Annotated in this window: 24 protein-coding genes; 16 read left to right on the top strand and 8 right to left on the bottom strand. The window is 64.0% G+C overall.

The annotated features are described in order from the left end of the window. The first annotated feature begins 73 nt into the window (after positions 1-73). Positions 74-847 (top strand): enoyl-ACP reductase FabI, encoded by a 774-nt coding sequence (gene fabI, locus RLQ26_00340; GenBank protein ID MEQ9087173.1) that lies wholly within the window; start codon positions 74-76, stop codon positions 845-847. Between the two features lie 42 nt (positions 848-889). Here the strand turns inward: fabI and hisI are convergent, their stop codons facing one another. Next, a complete protein-coding gene (hisI, locus tag RLQ26_00335; GenBank protein MEQ9087172.1) occupies positions 890-1,279 on the bottom strand; it encodes a phosphoribosyl-AMP cyclohydrolase in 390 nt (129 codons plus the stop codon). A 160-nt stretch (positions 1,280-1,439) separates the two neighbouring features. Here hisI and RLQ26_00330 point away from each other — a divergent pair, with 160 nt between their 5' ends. Together RLQ26_00330 and RLQ26_00325 are read left to right on the top strand one after the other, a co-directional pair. Then, positions 1,440-2,204, top strand: a complete 765-nt coding sequence (locus tag RLQ26_00330) for a queuosine precursor transporter (GenBank protein MEQ9087171.1) — start codon at positions 1,440-1,442, stop codon at positions 2,202-2,204. A 92-nt stretch (positions 2,205-2,296) separates the two neighbouring features. Continuing rightward, a complete protein-coding gene (locus tag RLQ26_00325) occupies positions 2,297-2,761 on the top strand; it encodes a YbaN family protein (protein MEQ9087170.1) in 465 nt (154 codons plus the stop codon). Here RLQ26_00325 and RLQ26_00320 read toward each other — a convergent pair. The 4 genes from RLQ26_00320 to RLQ26_00305 form a co-directional block, all read right to left on the bottom strand. Next, positions 2,758-3,795 carry a succinylglutamate desuccinylase/aspartoacylase family protein gene (locus RLQ26_00320; protein MEQ9087169.1) on the bottom strand — a complete coding sequence of 346 codons (1,038 nt, stop codon included), beginning with the start codon at positions 3,793-3,795 and terminating at the stop codon, positions 2,758-2,760. The two genes, RLQ26_00325 and RLQ26_00320, sit on opposite strands and share 4 nt — an antisense overlap. 3 nt (positions 3,796-3,798) lie before the next feature. After that, complete coding sequence (gene rimK / locus RLQ26_00315) at positions 3,799-4,704, bottom strand: 30S ribosomal protein S6--L-glutamate ligase (GenBank protein MEQ9087168.1); 906 nt, start codon at positions 4,702-4,704, stop codon at positions 3,799-3,801. Between the two features lie 60 nt (positions 4,705-4,764). Beyond that, positions 4,765-5,292, bottom strand: a complete 528-nt coding sequence (locus RLQ26_00310) for an ATP-dependent zinc protease (protein ID MEQ9087167.1) — start codon at positions 5,290-5,292, stop codon at positions 4,765-4,767. Between the two features lie 114 nt (positions 5,293-5,406). Then, positions 5,407-6,330 carry a glycosyltransferase family 2 protein gene (locus tag RLQ26_00305; protein MEQ9087166.1) on the bottom strand — a complete coding sequence of 308 codons (924 nt, stop codon included), beginning with the start codon at positions 6,328-6,330 and terminating at the stop codon, positions 5,407-5,409. A 214-nt stretch (positions 6,331-6,544) separates the two neighbouring features. Between RLQ26_00305 and RLQ26_00300 the strand changes: the two genes are divergently transcribed. Genes RLQ26_00300 through RLQ26_00290 form a run of 3 tightly spaced genes read left to right on the top strand, consistent with a single transcriptional unit; the run spans position 6,545 to position 7,956 of the window. Further along, a complete protein-coding gene (locus tag RLQ26_00300; protein ID MEQ9087165.1) occupies positions 6,545-6,850 on the top strand; it encodes a ferritin in 306 nt (101 codons plus the stop codon). Between the two features lie 60 nt (positions 6,851-6,910). Then, positions 6,911-7,486 carry a hypothetical protein gene (locus tag RLQ26_00295; GenBank protein ID MEQ9087164.1) on the top strand — a complete coding sequence of 192 codons (576 nt, stop codon included), beginning with the start codon at positions 6,911-6,913 and terminating at the stop codon, positions 7,484-7,486. A gap of 50 nt (positions 7,487-7,536) precedes the next feature. After that, positions 7,537-7,956 (top strand): nuclear transport factor 2 family protein, encoded by a 420-nt coding sequence (locus tag RLQ26_00290; GenBank protein MEQ9087163.1) that lies wholly within the window; start codon positions 7,537-7,539, stop codon positions 7,954-7,956. Positions 7,957-8,280: 324 nt separating this feature from the next. Here the strand turns inward: RLQ26_00290 and RLQ26_00285 are convergent, their stop codons facing one another. Then, entirely contained in the window at positions 8,281-9,015 is a 735-nt protein-coding gene (locus RLQ26_00285) for a TerC family protein (protein MEQ9087162.1), read from the bottom strand. A 128-nt stretch (positions 9,016-9,143) separates the two neighbouring features. Between RLQ26_00285 and RLQ26_00280 the strand changes: the two genes are divergently transcribed. From RLQ26_00280 to RLQ26_00260, 5 genes are all read left to right on the top strand, one after another. After that, entirely contained in the window at positions 9,144-9,455 is a 312-nt protein-coding gene (locus tag RLQ26_00280; protein MEQ9087161.1) for a DUF1971 domain-containing protein, read from the top strand. A gap of 34 nt (positions 9,456-9,489) precedes the next feature. Then, positions 9,490-10,122, top strand: coding sequence for a DNA polymerase ligase N-terminal domain-containing protein (locus RLQ26_00275; GenBank protein ID MEQ9087160.1), 633 nt, complete (start codon positions 9,490-9,492; stop codon positions 10,120-10,122). A 64-nt stretch (positions 10,123-10,186) separates the two neighbouring features. After that, positions 10,187-11,104 carry a non-homologous end-joining DNA ligase gene (gene ligD, locus RLQ26_00270; GenBank protein ID MEQ9087159.1) on the top strand — a complete coding sequence of 306 codons (918 nt, stop codon included), beginning with the start codon at positions 10,187-10,189 and terminating at the stop codon, positions 11,102-11,104. Positions 11,105-11,274: 170 nt separating this feature from the next. Beyond that, positions 11,275-13,215: a methyltransferase domain-containing protein gene (locus RLQ26_00265; protein MEQ9087158.1), complete on the top strand. Its 1,941-nt coding sequence runs from the start codon at positions 11,275-11,277 to the stop codon at positions 13,213-13,215. Positions 13,216-13,351: 136 nt separating this feature from the next. Further along, complete coding sequence (locus RLQ26_00260; GenBank protein ID MEQ9087157.1) at positions 13,352-15,205, top strand: methyl-accepting chemotaxis protein; 1,854 nt, start codon at positions 13,352-13,354, stop codon at positions 15,203-15,205. On the opposite strand, the gene RLQ26_00255 is transcribed toward RLQ26_00260, so the two are convergent. Next, a complete protein-coding gene (locus RLQ26_00255; protein ID MEQ9087156.1) occupies positions 15,202-16,620 on the bottom strand; it encodes an MFS transporter in 1,419 nt (472 codons plus the stop codon). The two genes, RLQ26_00260 and RLQ26_00255, sit on opposite strands and share 4 nt — an antisense overlap. 78 nt (positions 16,621-16,698) lie before the next feature. Further along, complete coding sequence (locus tag RLQ26_00250; protein ID MEQ9087155.1) at positions 16,699-17,142, bottom strand: BLUF domain-containing protein; 444 nt, start codon at positions 17,140-17,142, stop codon at positions 16,699-16,701. A 292-nt stretch (positions 17,143-17,434) separates the two neighbouring features. Here RLQ26_00250 and RLQ26_00245 point away from each other — a divergent pair, with 292 nt between their 5' ends. The 5 genes from RLQ26_00245 to katG all read left to right on the top strand — a co-directional run bounded on the left by RLQ26_00245 (position 17,435) and on the right by katG (position 23,428). Continuing rightward, the gene (locus RLQ26_00245; protein ID MEQ9087154.1) at positions 17,435-18,430 is read left to right on the top strand and encodes a sensor domain-containing diguanylate cyclase; all 996 of its coding nucleotides are present in this window, start codon (positions 17,435-17,437) and stop codon (positions 18,428-18,430) included. A gap of 41 nt (positions 18,431-18,471) precedes the next feature. After that, positions 18,472-19,302 (top strand): molybdate ABC transporter substrate-binding protein, encoded by an 831-nt coding sequence (gene modA / locus RLQ26_00240; protein ID MEQ9087153.1) that lies wholly within the window; start codon positions 18,472-18,474, stop codon positions 19,300-19,302. Positions 19,303-19,311: 9 nt separating this feature from the next. After that, positions 19,312-20,001: a molybdate ABC transporter permease subunit gene (modB, locus tag RLQ26_00235; protein MEQ9087152.1), complete on the top strand. Its 690-nt coding sequence runs from the start codon at positions 19,312-19,314 to the stop codon at positions 19,999-20,001. Continuing rightward, on the top strand, positions 19,998-21,119 hold the full coding sequence (modC, locus tag RLQ26_00230; protein ID MEQ9087151.1) for a molybdenum ABC transporter ATP-binding protein: 1,122 nt from the start codon (positions 19,998-20,000) through the stop codon (positions 21,117-21,119). Before modB ends, modC begins: the two co-directional genes overlap by 4 nt. Positions 21,120-21,259: 140 nt before the next feature. Then, positions 21,260-23,428, top strand: coding sequence for a catalase/peroxidase HPI (gene katG / locus RLQ26_00225; protein ID MEQ9087150.1), 2,169 nt, complete (start codon positions 21,260-21,262; stop codon positions 23,426-23,428). Positions 23,429-23,445 lie beyond the last annotated feature (17 nt).

The raw sequence follows: 23,445 nt of genomic DNA, 5'->3' as shown, positions 1-23,445 counted from the left end.
GGACCGGTTTCGCGGGACCGTCACATTTTTCGCGTAAGGAGGGGGGAGAGCGGCGTGACAAGAGGACACGGCCATGACCACGGATTCTCGCCTGAACGGCAAGAAAGGCCTTATCGTCGGCATTGCCAACCGCGACAGCATCGCCTTCGGCTGCGCGCGGGCCTTTCAGACCGCGGGCGCGCGGCTCGCGATCACTTATCTCAACGAAAAGGCGGCGGCCCATGTGGTTCCGCTGGCGCAGGAACTGGGGGCCGAGATCGTGCTGCCGCTGGACCTGCGGGACGCTCACACCCTGGCGCAGGTTTTTGCGGAAATCTCACGCGTATGGGGCGAGTTGGATTTTCTTCTCCATTCCGTCGCCTTCGCCCCGAAAGACGATCTGCACCGGCCGCTTTGGCAGGCATCGCGCGAAGGTTTCCTCACCGCCATGGACACATCGTGCCATTCCTTTCTTCGCCTCGCCGGCTGCGCCGTGCCACTGATGGGGGGTGGCGGCAGCCTGATAACCGTCAGCTATCTCGGCGCGGAAAGGGTCGTTCCCCATTACAACCTGATGGGGCCGGTCAAGGCCGCGCTGGAAGCGGTGGTGCGTTATGCGGCAGCCGAGCTGGGGCCGCGCGGAATCAGGGTCAACGCCCTGTCGCCCGGCCCCATCCCCACCCGCGCCGCCGGCGGGCTCGAGGATTTCGACGCATTGCTCGCCGAGGCGCGGGAAAAGGCGCCGACACACCATACGGTTACGCTCGATGAAATCGGCGCCTATGCAAGCTTCCTTATCGGCGACGGCGCGACCAACGTCACGGGCGGTATCCACTATATCGATGGCGGCCAGCACATTATGGCCTGACGGACTTATTCCGGCCGCGGCTTCTCGGGATCGGGCTTCCGGCTAGTCGGCAACCGGCTCCGAAATCTCAACGATCCCGCCGTCGCGGACCGCGTGGAAAAAACAATTGGGCCGGTTGGTGTGGCAGGCGGGACCGGTCTGGTCGACCAGAAGCAGGATCGTGTCGTCGTCGCAGTCGAAGCGGAACTCCACGAGGCGCTGCGTGTGGCCGGACGTCTCGCCCTTGCGCCAAAGATTCTGGCGCGAGCGCGAGTAATAGCAGACCCGCCCCGTCGCCAAGGTTTCGCGGATAGCCTCGGCCGACATCCAGGCCATCATCAGCACCTTGCCGGTATCGAATTGCTGGGCAATCGCGGGGACAAGCCCCGCCTCGTTGAAGCGAAGCCGGCCGATCACCTCGCGCGCCACGGCCTCAGAAGCACTTTCCGTCATTATCCGATTCCCGCAAAATTGCCGTCGTTCCGGCCCTTTCTTCCCTTATTGCGCCTTTGGCGGACCGCGTCAAACGCCAGGCAATTTCCCTCTCGACCCTTTCTCCCGGGCCAGTATGCTCGCCCCACGCTAGCCCGGCCAACATCGGACGAGATCCGCCGTGGACGAAACACCTTCCGAGGACGAGAAATCCGAGCGCGCCTTCGCCGTACTCATGGCCGGCTTCGCCGTGGTGCTCGTGCTGACAAACATTATCGGCATCAAGCTGTTTCTGGCCTTTCCCGACACCCTGCCCCATGGCCTCTTTGGCGAGGCCATGGTCCTTACCGCCGGGCTGATCACCTACCCGCTCACCTTTCTCCTGACCGACATCGTCTGCGAAATCTGGGGGCAGCGGCGCGCCAATCTGATGGTTGCGACCGGCTTCGCGATGAGCCTGCTAGCCCTTTTTCTGATCCAGTTGTCCCTGGCATTGCCAGCCGCCCCGGCCTGGTCGGACGCCAGTCCCTACTATGCCACGGCCGAGGAAATGCAGCGCGCCTTCGAGTCCGTTTTCACCCTGCCAACGATCCTGATCATGGCCTCGATGACCGCGTATCTCGTCGCTCAGCTCGCCGATGTCAGGCTGTTTCATTTCTGGAAACGGGTCACTCGGGGTCGCCATCTCTGGCTGCGCAACAACGCCTCGACCATGAGCTCGCAACTGATCGATACCATCGTGGTGAACAGTCTTTTTCTCGGTTTCGGGCTGGGGCTGGATTGGGGCCTGGTCGGACGCATCATCGTTGCCTCGTATCTTTGCAAAGTGATCCTCGCCCTTCTGGACACGCCGCTGATCTATCTGGGTGTGGCGCTGTTGCGCCGACATCTCTCGCCCGTGCCGGGCCCCGCCGCACCGGTGAGCCCTGAACACACGCCGTCGTAGGAAAGGATTCGGGGAAAGTCTTCATTTCTTGGCAACTATCGGTTGTTATAAGGGGCCGGAAACCTCCCCAATGAGGGCTCGGACCGCCCGAGATGACCCAGATATCGCCCACCAGCCCCACCCTGTCGGAACGCGCCGCCCGGGCCGAAACGCGAGGCGCGCCTGCGCTGCCCCCCGTCCGCCGTTACCTTTATCGCGGCCTCGGCACGGCGCTGGTCGGTCTCGGCACGCTGGGCATCTTCCTGCCGCTCCTGCCGACGACGATTTTCTGGATTCTGGCGGCCTTCTGCTACGCGCGGGGGGCGCCCGATCTTCAGCGCCGGCTCTTCGCCCACAAGCGTTTCGGCGAGCCGATCGAACTTTTCGTCAGCTACCGGGTTATCGAGCGCTCTTCGAAAATGGCGGCCATCGGAGGCATTTCCCTGTCGTTCGCCCTGACGGCCCTGCTGGCGGGAATGCCGGATCGCGTCCTCTATGGGCTGGGCTTCCTTCTCGCGCTCATTTCCCTCTACCTCGCGACCCGGCCGGAGACCGTCCCGCCCGGCGGCCGACGCTAGATAATCTCGTCCTCGTCAAACATCGGATCGGACTGCAGATCGGCAAGCGCCTGCTCGACACCCGCTTCCGCCCGGGGTCCGTGAACCACCCGTGCGATATGGAAAAGCCCGTCGCCCTGATTGACAATCGGCAGGTTGGTGCGCCCGATGATCAATCCGCCCTCGCCCGCCTGGACCTCGCTTTCCGTCTCGCCGAACGGATCGGAGATGACGCCGATGACCGCCTCCGCCTCGACTCCCGCCCCGATCGGTTGAAAGGTCCGCAAGATTCCGCCCCGGGGCGCGCGGACCCAGTAGCTCGACGTGCAAAGGGCCGGCGGTCGCCGGGCCGCACTGACGACGCGGGACGGCAGCATGCCCAGCTTCACCATGACCCGAAGCACGCCCTTCACACCCTGCCGGACCGCCACCTCGTCAAAGCGCAGCCCCTCGCCCGCCTCGTATAGGAGGATATCGACGCCTTCCGCCAGCGCCGCCTGACGAAGAGACCCTTCGCGGAGCCCGGCGGTCACCACGACGGGCGCGCCAAAGGCGTTGGCCAGGTCGAGTGCGGTCGGATTGGACGGGGACAACCGGATCTGAGGCAGATTCACCCGATGCAGGGCGGCCGAGTGAAGATCAATCCCGAAATCCGAACGAAGGACGATCTCGCGCATGAAGAGGTCGGCAAGCTGGGCAGCGAGCGAGCCCCGGGCATTGCCGGGGAAGGCGCGGTTGAGATCGCGGCGATCCGGCAGGTAGCGGGAATGGCTGATGAAGCCGAAACCGTTGACGATGGGGATCGCCAGCAATGTGCCGCGCAACCGGGACAAGGCGGGCACATTGAGCAGCCGGCGGATGATCTCGACCCCGATGATCTCGTCACCATGAACCACACCACTGACGAACAGCGTCGGCCCCGCGCGGCGGCCGTGCACCACCTGTGTCTGCAGCGACATCGGCGTGTGGTTGGACAGGACACTGACCGGCAGGTCTACCGTCTGGCGGCTGCCGGGCGGCACGTTGACGCCGCCGATCGTGAACCCTTCCGCCATGTCCTATCCCTTGCCCTTCGTCCGGGTCTTGCCCGGGCGGGCGTTCTTTTCGATGAACTGGATGATGGTGTCGGCAACGTCGGTTCCTGTGGCTTTTTCCATACCCTCCAGGCCGGGCGACGAGTTCACCTCCATCACGAGCGGGCCGCGGTTGGCACGCAGCATGTCGACGCCACAGACGTTGAGTCCCAGCGCCTTTGCCGCCTTGACGGCCGTCGAGCGTTCGATCGAGGTGATCTTGATGGCGCGGGCCGATCCGCCCCGATGCAGGTTCGAGCGAAAGTCGCCGTCGGCACCGGTCCGCTGCATGGCCGCGATCACCTTGCCGCCAACCACGAAGGCGCGAATGTCGGACCCCGCCGCCTCCTTGATGAATTCCTGCACGAGGATATTCACATTGACGCCCCGGAACGCCTCGATCACCGATTTGGCCGAGCGCGCCGTGTCCGCCAGCACCACGCCGATCCCCTGGGTCCCCTCCAGCAGCTTGATCACCGCGGGTGCACCGCCCGCAATATCCAGCACCTGTTCGGTCACACGCGGATCATGGGCAAAGGCCGTGACCGGCAGGCCGATCCCCTCGCGCGCCAGGAGTTGCATGGAACGCAGCTTGTCGCGCGAGCGGCCGATGGCAACCGATTCGTTGAGCGGATAGACACCCATCATCTCGAATTGCCGCAGGACGGCGAGACCGTAGAACGTGATCGAGGCCCCGATCCGGGGAATGACCGCATCGTATCCCACCAGGCTTTCGCCATTATGATAAACCTCCGGCCGATAGGAGGTAATGTTCATATAACAGCGCAGAGTGTTGATGACATGGATTTCATGGCCTCGCGCCTCGGCAGCCTCCACCAGCCTCCTATGAGAGTAGAGGTCGGGATTTCGGGCCATCATGGCTATTTTCATGGACGGCTTCCTTCCGGATCAGACCCGGCGACAACGATAAAGCAAATTGGGGCAATGACCCTATTTGCCCTGGACGAAGGACCGCGCGGGATGAACGAACAGGCGCCCCGTGCGCAGCGCCGTGCGACCGACAAGCATCTCGAACCCCATGTCGCTGCGATTCGTCAGGGTCACCTCGATTTCAAACTGCCGCCCGCCAATCGCAAGTGCGGTCTTGATGACATACCGGCTCTCCACCGAGCCGCCCGAGTTCCGCACCGCGCGGCGATCCCACAAAGGGGCCCGGCACTCGATGGCAGCGTGGTCGCTCCCGCCCCTTACATGAGGCTCGACGGTAAACGCAAGCCATTCATCGCCGTTCGTCTCAAAAGGACGCAAATTGACCGCGTGGAGCGCCGAAGTCCGCGCGCCCGTGTCGATCTTGGCCTTGAGGCGGGGGACGCCGAGGTCGGGCAGCGCCACCCATTCGCGCCAGCCGACCAACCGGCCCCGGCCGATCAGGTGATCGAGATCGGCCTTGAGACTGGGCGGGCGCCGGGCGCGCGTTTTTGCCGGCGACTCCTTTGGTGAGGGCGGCTTTCTGCTCATGGCGAAACACTCGGCTGAAATACGGGTCCCGGATATTGGCCCGAAAAAGCAGACATGAGAAACCGAAACCGGCGGGCGGACATCCGGCATCCCGGGCACGGCGGCAGGTGGCCTTCAGCCGCCCTTGTCGAGCGGCAGCCCGGTATGTCGAGCCAGGGCGGCGAGCCGTTCCTCGGCCGAAGAGAGCGGGGCAAGCGCCCTCTCAAGCTCGAAAACCTTGGCCTCCACCAGCACCCGATACCAGTAGCCCTGGAGAAAGTGATAGATGAAGCCGGGCTTGCCGTCGAGGAAGCCCAGAAGCAGGAAATAGCGCCAAATGAAGTACAGCGTCGCGTTGAGAACGGCAGGCGCAACGTTATAGACATTTTCCTTCAGATACCGCTTCAGAGCCGGGCCGGAGAGTTTGTTTCCCGCTGTCATGATCTCGTCGCGCGGAAAAAGCCCGTAGCGCTGGTTGATGATCTCGACCGCCTCCCGCGTGGCATAGCGATTGTGCTTTTCCGTAAAGGCCGTGATGTCGTTCAGATTGTGGTCGGCAAAGCCGCCCCGGAAGGTCACGACCCGGCCGCGCAACAGGACGATGTGCTCGTCCATCCAGCGCTGCTCGGACCGCGCGGCGCCGTTCCGCCAGAGGCGCAGTAAGGTGACCGGGTAGCGCCCGCCCCAGCGGATCCAGCGCCCGAGAAAAATGTGCTTCCGGCGCAGCCTGATCCCCGCAATCTCCGGACCGAGGGCGCCAAGGCGGGCTTCGATCTCGCGCGCGAGATCGTCCTCGACCACCTCGTCGGCATCGAGGCGCATGACCCAGCCCGTCGTTACCCCGGCGTTTTCGAGCGCCCAGTTGAACTGCTGCGCCTGATTGACAAAATCATGCTGGAGGACGTCGGCCCCCGCGTCGCGGGCAATGCGGCAAGTGGCGTCGTTTGAGTGCGAATCGACCACGACGATCCGTGCCGCCACAGGCCGTACGCTGGCGAGGGCGCGGGCGAGATGCTTTTCCTCGTTATAGGTCAGGATGATGACTGTCAGGTCCGCCATGGGGCCGGCTCGAAACTACCCAAGTCCGTGAATTCGCAGGCAATCTAAGGGCGGGAGATTGATGACGGCAAGAAAATACGCGGGCGGCCGGCTTTACGGGGCCAGGTCAAGGCGCGATGGAGGCCGCCTTTTAGGTTAGTATATGTGAATGCTGACGCCAGCCGGCTGTGCTGGCATGCCAACAGGTTCCGGAAATTTTCCAAGAGGATAGCAGATGTCGAGTGAAGCCCTACATGCGCCGCGCGAGAGATTGAGCCCGAAGACGCTGGCCCTGCATCAGGCCATCAGATCCCTGATGGAGGAGATGGAGGCTGCCGACTGGTACCGCCAGCGTGCGGACGACTGTGAGGACGCGCCACTGAAGGCAATCCTGCTCCATAATATGCGCGAGGAGCTGGAGCATGCGGCGATGCTTATCGAATGGCTCCGTCGGAACAATCCCGATTTCGAGAAAGAGTTGAAGGACTATCTTTTTTCGAGCGGGGATATCGCGAAGATCGAGGAGGAGGTCAGCCGCTGACCCGAATAGCCCGGATCACAAGCGTGACCTGCACAAGACCTGCCTGTTAGGATCAGAAAAATGACTGATATATCGGAGCACACCCACACCGAGGTGGTCGGCGTTTTTCACGATGCGGTCAGCCTGGAAGCCGCCGTGGACGAACTTCTGAGTTCGGGCTTCGACCGCGCCGGCCTCAGTCTGCTGGCTGGCGAGAATACCGTGGCCGAGAAACTGGGCCACAGGTACTCGAAAGTGGCCGAGCTCGAGGATGATCCCGCCGCACCGCGCGCCGCCTATATATCAACCGAATCTATCGGCGATGCGGAAGGCGGGCTGATCGGCAGCCTTCTCTACGTGGGAGCCGTGACGGCTGCGGGGGCCGTGGTGGCCACGACCGGCTCGGTCCTGGCCGCCGCCGTCGCGGCTGTTTTCGGCGGCGGAGCCGGCAGCATGATCGGCACGGCGTTGGCCGATCTGGTGGGCGAACACCATGCCGATTATCTTCAATCGCAAATGGACAAGGGCGGGTTGCTCCTGTGGGTGCGGACAGGGACTCGGGCGGAAGAAATCAAAGCCCGTCGAATTCTCGAAACCCACTCGGCGGCGGACGTCCATGTCCATGAATTGCCGGCCCCGCAATCGGCGGGCTCCTGATCGCCCGGATACCAGCCGGCCTCATTTTCTCATCAGCGGAGATGCACGATATGACGGAGACACTGGAGAAGAACGCGGGCAGCCGGGCATCCACGGCGCAATGGCGCCAGGCGCGGATCATCGAATTGCTGGACGATGCCCTGACAGGGCGCGACGTGGCGCGGGTCAAGTCGTTCATCACCCCGGATTGCGAAATCGTCTTTCCCGGATTTTCCGGCACCGGACACGCCGGTGTCGACGACATGTACCGCATGATCGACCAGCTCTTCACGAGCGTGCCCACCAAATCATTCGATCTCTGGATCCATGGAGAGACTGCGGTCAACGTCCACGGCAAGCTCTTCGGTCAGATGACGGATGGTCCGTCCATCGACAATGCGCGCTACACCGACACTTTCGTATTTGATGCGGATGGCCGGATTAGCGAATGGCGCGTCTTCAATGACGTCGCCTTGCTGCTTCTGAAATAGGCCGGAAGGTGACCGGCCGGGATCGGTCCGATGAACGAGGCGGAGATGGCGGCGCTGACCGGGGCGCTCGAGGACGAAGACAAGGCGCGCGCCACCTGCGCCAGGGTGATCGAAGCCTTTGGCCCGGCCCAGCCTCTCGTAAACATTCTGGAATCCGAAGAGCGTCACGCGCAAGCGCGGCTTGCCCTGTTCCGGCGCGACGGGCCAAGCCGGCCCGAAGACAGGTGGAGGGGCCGGGTGCCGGCGCCCGCGTCCGTCGCCGCCGCCCGTGGGGCGGCCGTCGCCACCTCGCGGGGGAGATCGCGCGCGATTCCTGAGGCCGGGTCAGGCTCCCCGGCCGCCCGCGCCCGCCTTGCGCCGCGCCGCCAGCAGGATCAGTGCCTGGACCAGCACCGAGAAGGCGAGGGAAAAATAGATATAACCTTTCGGAATGTGGAAGTGGAGCCCGTCGGCGACCAGCACCGCGCCAATCAGCAGCAGAAAGGCAAGCGCAAGAATCTTGATGCTGAGATGGCGGTTCACGAAGTCACTGAGGGGACGCGCGGCCAGCAGCATAACAACCATCGCGACCGTGATTGCGGCGATCATAATCAGCAGCTGATCCGTCAGGCCGATCGCGGTGAGGATGGAATCGAAGGAAAACACGAGATCGAGCAGCACGATCTGGACGATCACGGCTGTAAACCCGGCCGCAATGGGCTTCGCTGCAACGTGCGTCTCGCTGCCCTCCACCGTTTCATAAATCTCGATCGTCCCCTTGGCCAGAAGAAACAGGCCGCCGCCAAACAAAATCAGGTCGCGCCAGGAGAAGCCGAAATCCATCACCGTCACGATCGGTGTCGTCAGCTTGATCAGCCAGGTGATCGACAACAGCAGCGCGATGCGCATGGCCAGCGCCAGGGCCAGACCGATGAGGCGGGCGCGCGGCCGGAGCTCGGGCGGCAGCCGCTCGGCCGCGATCGAAATAAAGATGATGTTGTCGATCCCGAGGACGATCTCGAGAACCGCGAGCGTCAGGAAGCTCACCCAGATCGCGGGATCCAGCATGATTTCGATCACAGATTACCTCAATTCAATTCGGCTCTTGACCGCGACACCATAGTGCGGGGCAATTTCCAGCGCTATCCTGACATGCACGCGCGACACCGTGATTGTCCACCCAGATGACGAAAACCCGGAGACAGATCGTGAGCGAGAAAACGCCACAGCTCCCCGCCGACGCTACAGCCTACAAACGCACGCCCGTCTTCGACGCGGCGACCATCCCCGCGGCCCTGACCCACGAGCACCGCACCAAGCGCGGCACCTGGGCGCTCATCCAGGTTCTCTCGGGCTCACTCCTCCTGCGACGCCTCGCGCCGGAAGCCGGAAAGGCAGCGGAAAGCCGCCTTGTTCCGGGAACGCCGGGCGTCATCCGGCCGGAAGAGCCGCACGAAGTCACCCCCCGCGAGGGAACGCGGTTCTATGTCGAATTCTACCGCCAGGCTGAGAAGCCCTAGAAGGGCCGGACAGGCCCGGCAGAACAGGCCAGGCATGGGACAATCGGAATACGAAAAGAAAAGGGACTTCCGTCTCACCGGTGAGCCGCGCGGGGACGCAGAAAAGCGTCGCGCCGGCAACCATCCGATCTTTGTGATTCAGAAGCACGATGCGACGACGCTTCATTATGATTTTCGCCTCGAAGTTGCGGGGCAGCTCGCGTCCTGGGCGGTCCCCAAGGGCCCATCCACCGATCCGCGCGAAAAGCGCCTGGCCCTCCGGACAGAGGATCACCCGCTCGCCTATGCGGAATTCGAGGGTGTCATTCCCGAAGGCGCCTATGGCGCGGGGCCGGTGCTGATTTGGGATCGCGGACGTTACGACAACATTACCGAGAAAAACGGCAGGACTGTCCCGATAGCCGCGGCCATAGACGACGGTCACGTGCTGGTGCGCCTGCACGGCAAGAAGCTACAGGGCGGATACGCCCTTCAGCGCATGAAAGAAGGCAAGAAAAAAGGTGCGGGCCGGGACGACGACCAGCAATGGCTCCTGATCAAGACAGATGACGCGGCCGCCGATGCCCGGCGTAACCCCGTCTCGAGCCAGCCCAAATCGGTCAAGAGCGGCCGCACGATCACGCAAATCCGGGCGCGCGCTCGCAACGGGAAGGGAGGCCCAGGCTGAGCGATATCTTTTCCCGACCGGGCGCGGCGGCGCGCGAGACCCGGAACAACATGGCGAGGCACCCATGAGCGGGGCCGCGGAAAAGACGATCCGGCTGGACGGACATAGTCTCACCCTCTCCAGCCTGGACAAGGTGATGTTTCCCGAAGACGGGATCACCAAGGGCGATGTCGTGGATTACTATGCGCGGATCGCCGAGACCGCAGTTCCGCATTATCGCGACCGTCCGCTGACCATGCAGCGCTTCCCCGACGGCATCGATGCGAAGGGATTCTTCCAGAAAAACATGCCCGAGCATTTTCCTGCCTGGATGGCGCGCGTCACCCTGGCCAAGGAGGGCGGAGAGATCACCCATGTCATCGCGAACGACGCGGCCGCCCTCGTCTACCTTGCCAATCAGGCCTGCCTGACCCCCCACCTCGCGCTCTCTCGGCGCGACCGGCCCGGGCACCCTGACCGACTCATCTTCGATCTCGATCCGTCGGATGACGATTTCAGCAAGGTCCAGTTTGCCGCGAGGACACTCAGGGCGGGGCTCGATGAGCTCGACCTGCCCAGTTTCGTGCAAACCACGGGCTCGCGCGGGCTGCATATCGTGGTACCGCTCGACCGCGAAGCCGGGTTCGACCGCGTCCGGGCCTTCGCGCGCCGCCTCGCCGAGAGCCTCGCCCGCCGCCACCCGGACCGCCTGACCACAGCCCAGCGGAAGGCGGATCGCGGCGACCGGGTCTTCATCGACTATTTGCGCAACGCCTATGGCCAGACCGCGGTCGCGCCCTATGCGCTCCGCGCTCGACCGGGCGCACCGGTGGCCACGCCCCTGCGCTGGGAGGAGGCGCTCGCCGGCGGTCTCGGGCCGCGGACCTATACGCTCGGGAATATTTTTCGCCGCCTCGCTCAGACAGACGATCCCTGGAAGCCCATGGCGAGGCGGGCGACGGGACTGAAAGGGGCGGAGGAACGTCTCGCGTCCGGGAATTGACGCCGCCCCGGACGGCGCGTCCGTATTTTTTCATGTCCCTATTGACTGCCGGCCGGAAAGGAGTATTTGAGCAAAATCGGCGAGCGGAAGACGGTTCCGTATCGCGACCGAGGGCCGATCCGCCAGCCGACCCGGCGAGCGCCCCGGACACGCTTGGAGTTTCTTGAATAATGGTCCAGGTCCCCACCCGCGCGAAGCGGGCGCGCCGGTCACAGGCGCAACGCAGTCTTGGTCCCGTCGCCGATCTGGAAGCCCATCTTCCGGAGGAGTGGTGGCGCACGCTGTTCAACGCCCTTTATGTCAAGACCGACGGCGACGTTGTCGAGAATGACGAGAACACGCGGCGCGACGTCGATTTCATCCTGTCCGCCACGTCCCTGCGGCAGGAAGATCATATCCTGGATCTATGCTGTGGACAGGGGCGGCACGTGCTCGAGTTGGCCGGGCGCGGCTTCGCAAACGTGAGTGGCCTCGACCGGTCGCGCTATCTTGTCCGCCTGGCCAAGAAACGCGCGGCGGCGCGCAAGCTTACAGCCTTTTTCAAGGAGGGTGACGCACGCACCCCCCGCCTTCCCGAGGAGAGCTACGATTGTGTGACGCTGATGGGAAATTCCTTCGGATATTTCTCCAGCAAGCACGACGATGAAAAAGTGCTGGGCGCCGTGGGCCGGCTCCTGCGCCAGTCCGGCACGCTTGTTCTCGATCTGGCCGATGGCGAGTGGCTGAAATCCCATTACGAGCCGCGCTCGTGGGAATGGATCGACGATCACCACTTCGTCTGCCGTGAACGCTCGCTGGCGAGCGATGGCGAGCGACTGATCTCGCGTGAGGTCATCACTCATGACGAGATGGGCGTCATCGCCGACCAGTTCTATGCCGAACGTCTCTATACGCGCGAAGCCATCACGGCCCTTCTGGAAAAGACCGGGTTCCGCAACGTCCGCCACCACGGCAACCTGGACTCCCTGTCCGACCGGGGGCATGACCTGGGCATGATGGCCCGCCGCCTGCTGATCACGGCGGACGCTCCCGTAAGGACGGCGCGCGCCAGCCGGGGACGTGACAAAATCCTTGAAGTCACCGTCCTGCTGGGCGACCCGCGCCTGCCAGATACCATCAAACGCGGCGGACAGTTCAACCCGGAGGACCATCAGACCATCCGTGCGTTGAAGGACGCCCTCGGCGAGCTCAAGGGCTTCAATTTTCGCTATCTCGATAATCACGCGACGCTGGAACGCGACCTCTCGGCGCTGCGGACCGACCTGGTTTTCAATCTGTGCGATGAAGGCCTCAACAACGATGCCTTCAAGGAATTGCATGTGCCGGCGATCCTCGAGATGCACGACCTGCCCTACACCGGCGCGCCGCCGCGCTGCCTGGCCGCCTGTTATGACAAGGGGCTCGTGCGCGCCGTTGCCACCCAGCTCGATGTCCCGGTGCCGCTTGAGAGCTACATCCGGCCCGACGACCAGGGCGCCACCCTGCCCTCGGTCTTTCCTGCCATCCTCAAGCCCAATTTCGGCGATTCGAGCGAGGGTATCACCAAGGAAGCGGTCGTATCGGACCAGAAGTCGTTCCTGGCCTATCTCGAGAAACTCCATGTCCAGTTTCCGAAACGCCCGGTCCTGGTGCAGGAATTCCTGACCGGTCCCGAATACACGGTGGGCCTGATCGGCAACCCGGAACAGGGATTGCGGGCACTCCGCCTGCTGGAGGTGGACTATACCGGCCTTGACCCGGCCCTTCCCCGGATCCTTGGCTACGAATCGAAATGGCTGCCCGAGAGCCCCTACTGGACCCAGATCCGTTACCGCGAAGCCGCCCTGCCCGACAGTGTGCAATCGGCCATGATCGACCATGCCATGCGGCTCTTCGAGCGCCTCGGCTGCCGCGATTACGCGCGCTTCGATTTCCGGGCCGATAGCAGGGGCAAAGTCAAGCTGCTCGAGGTCAACCCCAATCCGGGCTGGTGCTGGGACGGCAAGATGAATCTGATGGCGGAGTTTCAGGGCATGCGCTACGCGGAATTGCTGCAGGCGATCCTGTCGTCCGCGGAAGAACGGCTGGGCCTCGCCACCCGGCGTGAACACCGCCCCGCCCTCACCGCCTGACCGGCGGCCGGTCGGGGGTCCGGCAGACGTTTAAAAAGTTCTCCCTATTGCACCGCCGCAAGAAATTTTTAAGGTCATTCGCAGACAATCGCGTGTATCCGGCGACCGCGTCGCTTATGCCTCGGAGCACTCGAGAATGTCATTTTTTCGTAGCATTTCTGTCACCTGGAAACTTCTGGCACTCGCCGTGATGAGTGCCCTGTTCACCGCCCTGGTCGCCGGGACGGGGATCTTCCAGATGCAAAGCATCGGCGAGGAGCTGACCGGCATCGCGAAACGCGACGTTCCGCTGACCGAGGCCTTCACGAAAGTCACCACGCACCAGCTCGAGCAGGCCATCCGGTTCGAACGGGCCGTCCGCCACGGGCAGCAGATCGGTGCAGACCTCGCCGCCCGCCAGTCCTTTGCGGCCGCGGTCGAGGAATTCGAGGCTATCGACACCAAGGTCAACCAGGAAATCGAGGCCGGCCGGGTTCTGACGACGAGCGCCCTCGAAGCTGCCGACATAGCGGCGGAGAAAGCCAACTTTTCCCGCGTGCTCGATGAGTTGAAGACCATCGAGACGCACCACACTGCCTATGCCGATCACGCGGACGAGGTTTTCGCGCTGATCACGGCGGGCCGTGCCGACAACATCGCGGATAAGCTTCTGATTCTGGAACGGGAGGAGGAACAGCTCAATCGCGAGATGCAGGACCTTCTCGCGACAATCGAGGGCTTTACGCTCGCCGCCGTCAATGAGGCCGAAGAGCATGAGGCGGCGGGTGAAAGACTGATGATTCTCATCACCCTCTTCGCCCTGGTCGCCGGTCTTTTTCTCAATTTTATACTTGTTCGTTTCGGTATCTCCAAACCGTTGGGCGAGGTCGTGCATGCGTTGAATACTCTTGCGGCCGGCGATACCAGCGTTGACCTGAAGGTCCGTTCCCGCGATGAGATCGGCCAGGTCAGCACGGCCTTCCTGTCGTTCAAGCGGAGCATGCTCGAAATGCAACGCATGACCGAGGAAAAGCGCCAAGCGGAAGAGCGGGCGGCGGAGGAAAAACGCCAGGCCGAGCTTCGGGGGGTGGAGGAGAGACGTGCGGCCGACCAGCGGGCGGCAGAGGAAAGACGCCAGGCTGACGAGAGGGCCGAGGCCGAGCGCCGTGGGGCCCTCCTGAACATGGCGGACGAGCTTGAATCCAGCATCAAGACAGTTGTCGAGGCGCTCGCATCGGCGACATCCGAAACGCGGGCATCGGCCGAGACCATGGCGGATATCGCCCAACGCACAAACGCCCAGGCAGTAACGGTTGTCACCGCGTCCGACCAGACGGCGGGGAACGTGCAGACCGTGGCCAGCGCAACGGAGCAGCTTGGGAACGCCGTCCAGGAAGTCAGCCGGCAGATCATGAATGTTGATGAGATGGTCCGCCGGGCGGTCGAACGTGCCGAACGTGCGACGGCGACCGTCACCGACCTGTCGCAAGCCGCGGAACGCATCGGCGAGGTCGTGGAGCTGATCAATGAAATCGCCGGGCAGACCAACCTGCTGGCCCTCAACGCGACCATCGAGGCGGCCCGCGCGGGGGAAAGCGGCAAGGGATTTGCCGTCGTCGCCTCCGAGGTCAAGGACCTCGCACATCAGACGGCCAAGGCAACGGAAGAAATAAGCGCGCAGATCGCGGGGGTACAGGCGACCGTGGCGGATACGTCTTCGGCGATCGGTCAGATTCGCGAGGACATCAACAGTATCAGCGAAGCCGCCACCACCGTGGCCTCGTCAGTCGAGGAACAGAGCGCAGCCTCCAGCGAAATCGCCGGCAACGCCCAGCAGGCCGCCCTCGGCACGCAGGAAGTCAGCCGAAGCATCTCGGAAGTGACCGCGGCGGCGGACGAGACCGGGCAGTCGGCGAATAATCTGTTGGGGGCGGCGGACGAGTTGTCACAACAGGCCCAGTATCTGCGGACCAATATCGACGAATTCCTGGCAAGGTTGCGGGCCGCCTAACCGGTCCCGGGCCGCCCCGCGGTCCCGGATTCCAACCCCGGCGCCCGGATCAGGCCGACGCTCAACGCCGCGATCAGGACCGGCCCGGCGGCCAGGACCAGGAAATAAACCCAGCGCTCGAATCCGGCGCCGATCATCCAGCCGGCCGCCAGCGGCCCCACGACCGCCCCCCAGCGCCCGATTCCGATCGCCCAGCCGACACCCGTATTGCGGATTTCAGTCGGGTAGAGCCGGGCCGCAACGGCGTAGAACCCGACCAGACCCGCCATCGCCAGCCCCATGAGAAACGCCAGCCCCAACAGCACCGGGGCCGGCAACGGTACGGCGGCGAAGACCATGATGACGACAGCCGAAAGCCCGAGGAGGAGCTGGATCACCCGCCGCAGGCCGAACCGCACCGAAAGCGCGCCCAGCAGCAGCATGGCGAAGATGCCGCAAAGGTTCATGAGCACGCCGGCAAACCTGCCCTGATCGGGGGAGAGCCCGGCGTCGCTCAGCACTTTTGGCGTCCAGCTCACGAGGAAATAAAGCGCCAGCATCGCCATGAAAAAACCGGTCCAAAGGGCCAGCGTGGCAGCGAGGTAGTCTTTGGAGAACAGGACCAGGACGCTGACTCGCGATCGATCCGGCCAGGCCGGCCTCGGGGGCAGCGACGACAGCGCGGCATGGCCCTGCCGCGCCCTGATGGCGTTGACCCGATCGAGGGCCCGCGGCGGCTGGCGGATGAGGAGGAACTTGGCCGATTCCGGCAGGCAGAGATAGACCAGCGGGATCATCACCGCCGAGGCGGCGGCGCCGAAAATGAAGACGGCCGGCCAGCCATCGGTCCGGATCAGATAGACCGACACCAGCCCTCCCAGCACGGCGCCTACGGGATAGCCTGCATGCATGAAGGTGATCGCCAGATTGCGCCAGCGGGCCGGCGCATATTCGGCCGTGATCGACGTCAGGCTGGCCAGGATCAGGCCGATGCCCAGCCCGGTGAAGCCCCGTGCGGCGACCATTTCGGAAACCGTCGTGACGTAGGCGGTCACAAACATGCCGAGCGTGATGATGACGAGGCCGGCCAGAATCGTCTTGCGCCGCCCGAGGTAGTCGCCGATGGGCGCCAGGAAAAGGGCGCCGGCCATCATGCCGAAGAGGCCCGCGCTGAACACGACACCCAGCGCCGCCGGCTGCAGCCCCCAGTCGGCCGAGATCTCGGGCGCGGTGAACGCGATCGCCAGCACATCGAATCCGTCGAGCATGTTGATCGTCCAGCACAGGACTACCGCCAGTATCTGGAACGCGGTCACCGAACCCGAGTCCGCCGGTTTCTCGCCATCCGTCCCGACCGATGTCAAATCATTCGAAGAGATAATGCTCCGCTCCCCCATCGCTTCTGCCCCGCCCCGCATCAGCGGGCGAGCGCCCACGTTAGGTCAATTCGGAATACGGAGGAAACGTGAAAGAGAAGGACGGGTGCCGAGACAGGAAGAGGCCATCGCCAGCCCCTATCTCCCCTCCACATAATGGCGCCATTGACCGTCACGGAAGCGCTTGAGGACACTTGCCGCCCGCGATCCGTCGCTGGTGGCGGCATCGAGCTCGGATCGGTAATCGAGAAAGCCCAGGAGATCGCTCGTGCTGTTCGTCGTATCGACGAAGCCCATGGACCAGCCCCCGAACTCCCGTTCCGGAACGAGATCGCGCCAAAGCAGCTGAAAGCGATGGTGCCGCGAATCGCCCTTGATGATCTCGATCAGCCTGTCCACCGCCGCCGACGGCCCCTCCAGAACCTGAAGGAACGAACCCTCGTGATAGACCAGCAGCCCGGTGATTCCCTGAGCGCCATTATGGCGCCGGGATTTGGCCAGAAGTTCGTGGAGTGCCTCGGGGGAGAATTTCTCCACGGCGGCACTGGCGTAGATCACCTGAATAAGACCATTGCCTGGCATTCGTCGTTCCTGGCTCCCGTGCGTGAGAGGCGAGGCAGCCGCTATCCTCTCGCGTGCCTATTTAGAAACTCTTTCTTCCGTTCTTGCCCCTGCGGGTGGCCGGCCCGGCCGGCCCCCCGGTGAAAACAATGACATTTATTATCCTCTTGATGCATCGGCGCGGGAATTGGACCTGGCCATTCACCCCGTTCAGACCGCGTTTACAAGTTTAGGATAATTCTATTCAAGGTTTCTCACAGCTTTTCAACGGTTTACGGAATATTATCCCATCATGTCGGGTGTCGGAACAAAAATGGCAGAAACGCCCCCGCTATCATCCGGGGCCGATATCTCGACCGACCCGGCCGGCAGCGGCTGGATCGAGCCGGCGGATGACAGGCTTTTCCGCTCGATCGTGGCCCATGCGGCCGATGCCATCATCGCCATCGACCGCAACGGCCGGATCATTCTCTTCAACCCCGCCGCCACCGCGATGTTCGGCCACGCAGCCGACGACATCCTGGGGCGGAACATAAAGATGCTGCTGCCTGAACGGCTGCGCGCGCGGCATGACGGATACATGGACTCCTTTGCCCGCGACGCTTCTCCGGCACGCCACATGGGCGAGCGCCAGGCGGAGATCATGGGCCTGACGGCCGCGGGCGAGGAGATCCCGCTCGACATCTCTATCTGCCGCACCGAAACGGCGAGCGGGACGGTTATGGTAGCCATCGTCCGCGACCGCAGCGAGCAACATCGCACGCAACGTCATCTCGAGGATCTCGCCAACACGGACGCCCTGACCGGTGCGTTGAACCGCCGCGCCTTCATGGCGGGCGCAAAGTCCCTCTGCGCGACAGCCGCGCGCTATCATCGGGACTGCGCCCTGCTCATGCTCGACATCGACCACTTCAAGAAGATCAACGACACTTACGGTCACACTGTGGGCGACGACGTATTGAAGGAAACTTTCGAGCGCATCCTTGAGAATTTGCGGGCGAGCGACCTGCTGGGCCGCTGGGGCGGGGAGGAATTCGTGGCCATCCTGCCGGAAACCGGATTGATGGGCGCGCGCGTCACGGCGGAGCGAATTCGCGAATCCCTCGGCGGGACACCGATCGTTCTCTCCCGGGGCGAACACGATGCCGGGACCGCCCTCACCGTGACCGCCAGTGTCGGCGTCACGGCGATGCGCGCCAGGGATGACGGGCCCGGACCCATGATCGCGCGGGCCGACCAGGCTCTGTACCGGGCCAAGCGGGCCGGGCGCGACCGGGTCATGGTGGCCGAGGAGGCCGGCGCCAAATAAGTCTCCGAGTCGGCCGGAACCATGGGCGAAAGGCGCCCGCAATGGTCCTCTGTCATGCGGGGCGCGCCGGCGCTAACATGGCGACCATGATGCCGGGCAGGAAATCGGGAGGCAGGCGCGGACGCACTGGACGGGGAGCTGGCCTGCTCATCGCCGCCCTTGTCTTCGCGATCGCCGGTGACGCCCCGGCGCGCGAGACCCGGGTCGCCGTCGCCGCCAATTTCACCGCGGCCGCGCAGGAGATCGGCAGGGTCTTTCACGAACAGACCGGCCACAGTGCCGCATTCAGCTCTGGTCCGACCGGCGTCCTTTATGCGCAGATCACCCAGGGCGCTCCATTCGAGGTTTTTCTCGCCGCCGACGGGGCCCGGCCGGCGCGAGCGATCGATGAGGGATTTGCTGTTGCAAACAGCCGCTTCACCTACGCGATCGGCCGGATCGTCCTGTTCAGCCGCGACGAAGGCCTCGTCACGGGGCCGGAGACGCTGCGAGAGGGACAATTCGCCAAGATCGCCATCGCCAATCCGGCGACCGCGCCTTACGGTGCGGCGGCCGTTGCGTTATTGAAACGGCTTGATGTCTATGGGGCGCTCCAGCCCAAATTCGTGCAGGGGAACAGCATCGCCCAGACCTACCAGTTCGTCATGAGCGGAAGTGTCGAAGCCGGCCTTGTCGCCCTGTCGCAGGTCGTCCACGAAACCCGCGGATCCCGCTGGGTGGTGCCGGCGGAGATGCATCCCATCCTTGCCCAGGATGCCGTGCTTCTGGAACGCGGCGCCGAGAACGAGGCGGCGCACGCCTTCCTCGCCTTCTTGCAAGAGCCCGACGCGCGCAGGATCATCCGGCGTTTCGGATATGGTATCGGCGACTGACGAACCATCATGCCCGATCTTGATTTCGCGGAACTCTGGTCGCCCATTCGGCTCACTCTCGAGCTGGCCTCGGTCACGACACTCCTGTTGCTCATCGTATCGACCCCGATCGCCTGGTGGCTGGCACAATCAAAGGCGCGCTGGAAAGAAGCCGTGGCCGCCGTGGTGGCGCTGCCGCTGGTACTGCCGCCGACGGTTCTCGGCTTCTATCTTTTGATCTTGCTCGGTCCGCAAGGCCCCGGCGGCTGGGTTGCCGGGCTTTATGGCGCCCGCTCTCTCGCCTTTACCTTCGAGGGGCTGGTGGCGGGCTCGGTCGTCTATTCCCTTCCATTCGTCGTCCAGCCACTTCGAAACGCCTTCGCGGCCATCGGCACCAGACCCCTCGAGGTCGCCGCCACGCTCGGTGCATCCCCCCGGGACCGGTTCTGGACCGTGGCCGTACCGCTGGCGCGCCCGGGTTTCCTGACGGGCGCGGTGCTCGGCTTCGCTCACACGGTGGGTGAATTCGGCGTCGTGCTGATGATTGGCGGCAACATCCCGGGCGAAACCAGGGTCCTGTCCGTCGCGATCTTTGATTTCGTCGAGACGCTGCGCTGGACCGAGGCGCATGTCCTGGCCGGCGGGCTGGTGGTCTTCGCCTTCCTGGTCATTCTGAGCATGATGCTGCTCGAGAAACGGCTCAGGAGGGGCAACCAGTGACGCGCCCGTCGGCCATGATCGAGGCTGCCTTCCGGGGACGGCTCGGGGAATTCTCGCTCGATCTCGAAGTCCGGTTGCCGGGAAGCGGCGTGACGGCTCTGTTTGGGCCGTCGGGCGCGGGCAAGACGACGGTGCTCCGGTGCCTCGCGGGGCTGGACCGAATGTCCGGCCGGGTCCGGATCGGTGACGAGGTATGGCAGGACGACGTGACGGGCCGGTTTCTCCAACCGCATCGCCGGGCCGTCGGTTATGTTTTTCAGGAAGCGAGCCTGTTCCCCCATCTGTCCGTGCGCGACAACCTGGTCTACGGCTTGAAGCGGGCAGCCCGACGCGGCGGGCCCGGCGCGCCCGGGCTTGACGATGTGATCGAGCTCCTCGGCTGCGGCCCCCTGCTGGCACGCGCCCCCGGCACCCTTTCAGGCGGCGAGCGTCAACGGGTCGCCATCGCGCGCGCGCTCCTCACGGGCCCGAAGCTGCTATTGCTGGACGAGCCCCTTTCCGCGCTCGATCAGCCGGCCAGGAAAGAAATCATCGTCTATCTGGAAAAGATCCACCGCGAACTTGCGATCCCCGCCCTTTATGTCAGCCACGATATCGGGGAAGTCGCCCGTCTTGCCGATAACGTTGTGATCCTTTCCGATGGCCGGAAGTTGGCGGAGGGACCTGTCGGCGAAATCCTCGAGCGGCCCGAGTCCAGCCTGCTTGAAGATGAGTCTGAGGCCAGCGTGGTGCTGACGGCGCGCGTTGTGAGTCTGGACGAGAGGTACCGGATCACCCGCCTGGACCATCATGGGCAGCAGATCACCATCCCCGACTGCAACGCCGCGCCGGGTGATACGGTTCGCCTGCGGGTGCGCGCGCGTGACGTCGCGCTTGCGATCGAACGCCCCGCCGGACTCAGTATCCGCAATATCCTCGAGGGCCGGATCGTCGAAATTCGCGCAGACACGGGGGCGGCCTTTGCCGAAATCCTGGTCGATATCGGCGGCGGCCGGCTGCGCGCCGGGGTGACCCGCGAAGCCGTCGAGGAGCTGAGGCTTGCGCCCGGCCGGCCTGTCTTCGCCCTGATCAAGAGCGCCACCCTCGACCGGCCTCCGATCCTTCGCGACAGGGCCTGAGATACCCCCCGATTGGCGGTCGGATTTTTTCCGGCCTACCCCAAAGTTTTTGTGGACTATAAATTAGAATTATTCTAAATATAGAACCCGATGGCCTTCACTGGCGCACCTTTTCACCAAACCCAATTCGGAGGAATGACATGGATGACAGCAGTGGCGCGAGCGCCGGCAAGTGCCCGGTCATGCACGGCGGCAACACTTCCACTGGCAGGGATGTCATGGACTGGTGGCCTAAGGCCCTGAATTTCGACATCCTTCATCAGCACGACACCAAGACCGACCCGATGGGCAGGGATTTCGACTATCGGGAGGAGCTCAAGAAGCTCGACGTCGAGGCCCTCAAGAAGGATTTGCACGCGCTGATGACCGACAGCCAGGACTGGTGGCCGGCGGACTGGGGGCATTACGGCGGATTGATGATCCGCATGGCCTGGCACGCGGCCGGGTCGTACCGGATCGCCGATGGACGCGGCGGCGGGGGCACCGGCAACCAGCGTTTCGCACCGCTGAACTCCTGGCCCGACAACGCCAACCTGGACAAGGCGCGCCGGCTCCTGTGGCCGATCAAGAAAAAGTACGGCAACAAGGTGAGCTGGGCCGACCTGATCATTCTCGCCGGCAACGTCGCCTACGAGTCCATGGGTCTGAAGACCTTCGGCTTCGGCTTCGGCCGCGAGGACATCTGGCATCCTGAAAAGGATATCTACTGGGGTTCCGAGAAGGTGTGGCTCGCCAAGGAACGCTATGCGAGCGCCAGCGACGAGACCTCGCTCGAGAATCCGCTCGCCGCGGTGCAGATGGGCCTGATCTACGTCAACCCGGAAGGCGTCGATGGCAAGCCGGATCCGTACAAGACGGCCGAAGCCGTTCGCGAGACTTTCGCCCGCATGGCGATGAATGACGAGGAAACCGTCGCGCTGACGGCTGGCGGGCACACCGTCGGCAAGACCCACGGCAACGGCGATGCGAGCAAGCTCGGGCCCGAGCCCGAAAGCGCGGACGTCGAGGAGCAGGGCTTTGGCTGGCGCAACCCGTCGGGCAAAGGCAAGGGCCGCGACACCATCACCAGCGGCCTCGAGGGCGCCTGGACGACCAATCCGACCAGGTTCGACACAGGCTATTTCGACATGCTGCTCGACCACGAATGGGAGATCCGGACCAGTCCCGCCGGGGCCCGCCAGTGGCAGCCGGTCGATATCGCCGAAAAGGATATGCCGGTCGATGTCGAGGACCCCGCGATCCGCTGCATGCCGATGATGACCGACGCCGACATGGCGATGAAGGTGGACCCCATCTATCGCGAGATCATGGAGAAGTTCCGTGCGGACCCGGATTATTTCAATGAGACCTTTGCGCGGGCCTGGTTCAAGCTCACGCATCGCGACATGGGTCCGAAGGCTCGCTACTTCGGCCCCGACATACCCGAAGAGGACCTGATCTGGCAGGACCCGATCCCTGCCGGCCCGACCGGCTACGATGTCGACACCGTCAAGGCGAAGATCGCCGCCAGCGGCCTGTCGGTGGACGAGATGGTCGCGACCGCCTGGGACAGTGCCCGCAACTACCGCGGTTCGGACATGCGGGGTGGCGCCAACGGCGCGCGTCTTCGCCTCGCGCCGCAGAAGGACTGGGAAGGCAATGAGCCCGAACGTTTGGCCAGGGTTCTGAGTGTGCTCGAGCCGATCGCCAGGGAGGCCGGCGCGAGCGTGGCGGACGTGATCGTGCTGGCCGGCAATGTCGGCGTCGAGCAGGCATCCAGGGCGGCAGGCTTTGGCATCACGGTTCCCTTCGTGCCGGGCCGCGGCGACGCGAGCGAGGAGATGACCGACGCCGATTCCTTCGAGCCGCTGGAGCCGCTCGCCGACGGCTACCGCAACTGGCTCAAGAAGGACTACGCCGTCAGCCCCGAGGAGATGATGCTCGACAGGACGCAGCTCATGGGCCTGACCGCGCCGGAAATGACTGTGCTGGTCGGCGGCATGCGTGTCCTCGGCACCAACCATGGCGGGACCAGCCACGGTGTGTTTACGGATCGCGTCGGCCACTTGACGACCGACTTCTTCGTCAACCTGACCGACATGGCCAACGCGTGGAAGCCGGCCGGGAACGGTATCTACGAGATCCGCGACCGCAAGAGCGGCAAGGTCAAGTGGACGGCGACGCGTCTGGACCTGGTCTTCGGGTCCAACTCGATCCTCCGCGCATACTCGGAGCTCTACGCCCAGGACGACAATGCGGAGAAATTCGTGCGTGACTTCGTTGCCGCCTGGACCAAGGTGATGAACGCCGACCGGTTCGACCGCGGCTGACGCGGGCGGGGACCTTG

This window comes from Alphaproteobacteria bacterium (assembly GCA_040220875.1).
Lineage (GTDB): Bacteria > Pseudomonadota > Alphaproteobacteria > JAVJVX01 > JAVJVX01 > JAVJVX01.
This window is presented reverse-complemented; position numbering and strand designations above follow the sequence as displayed.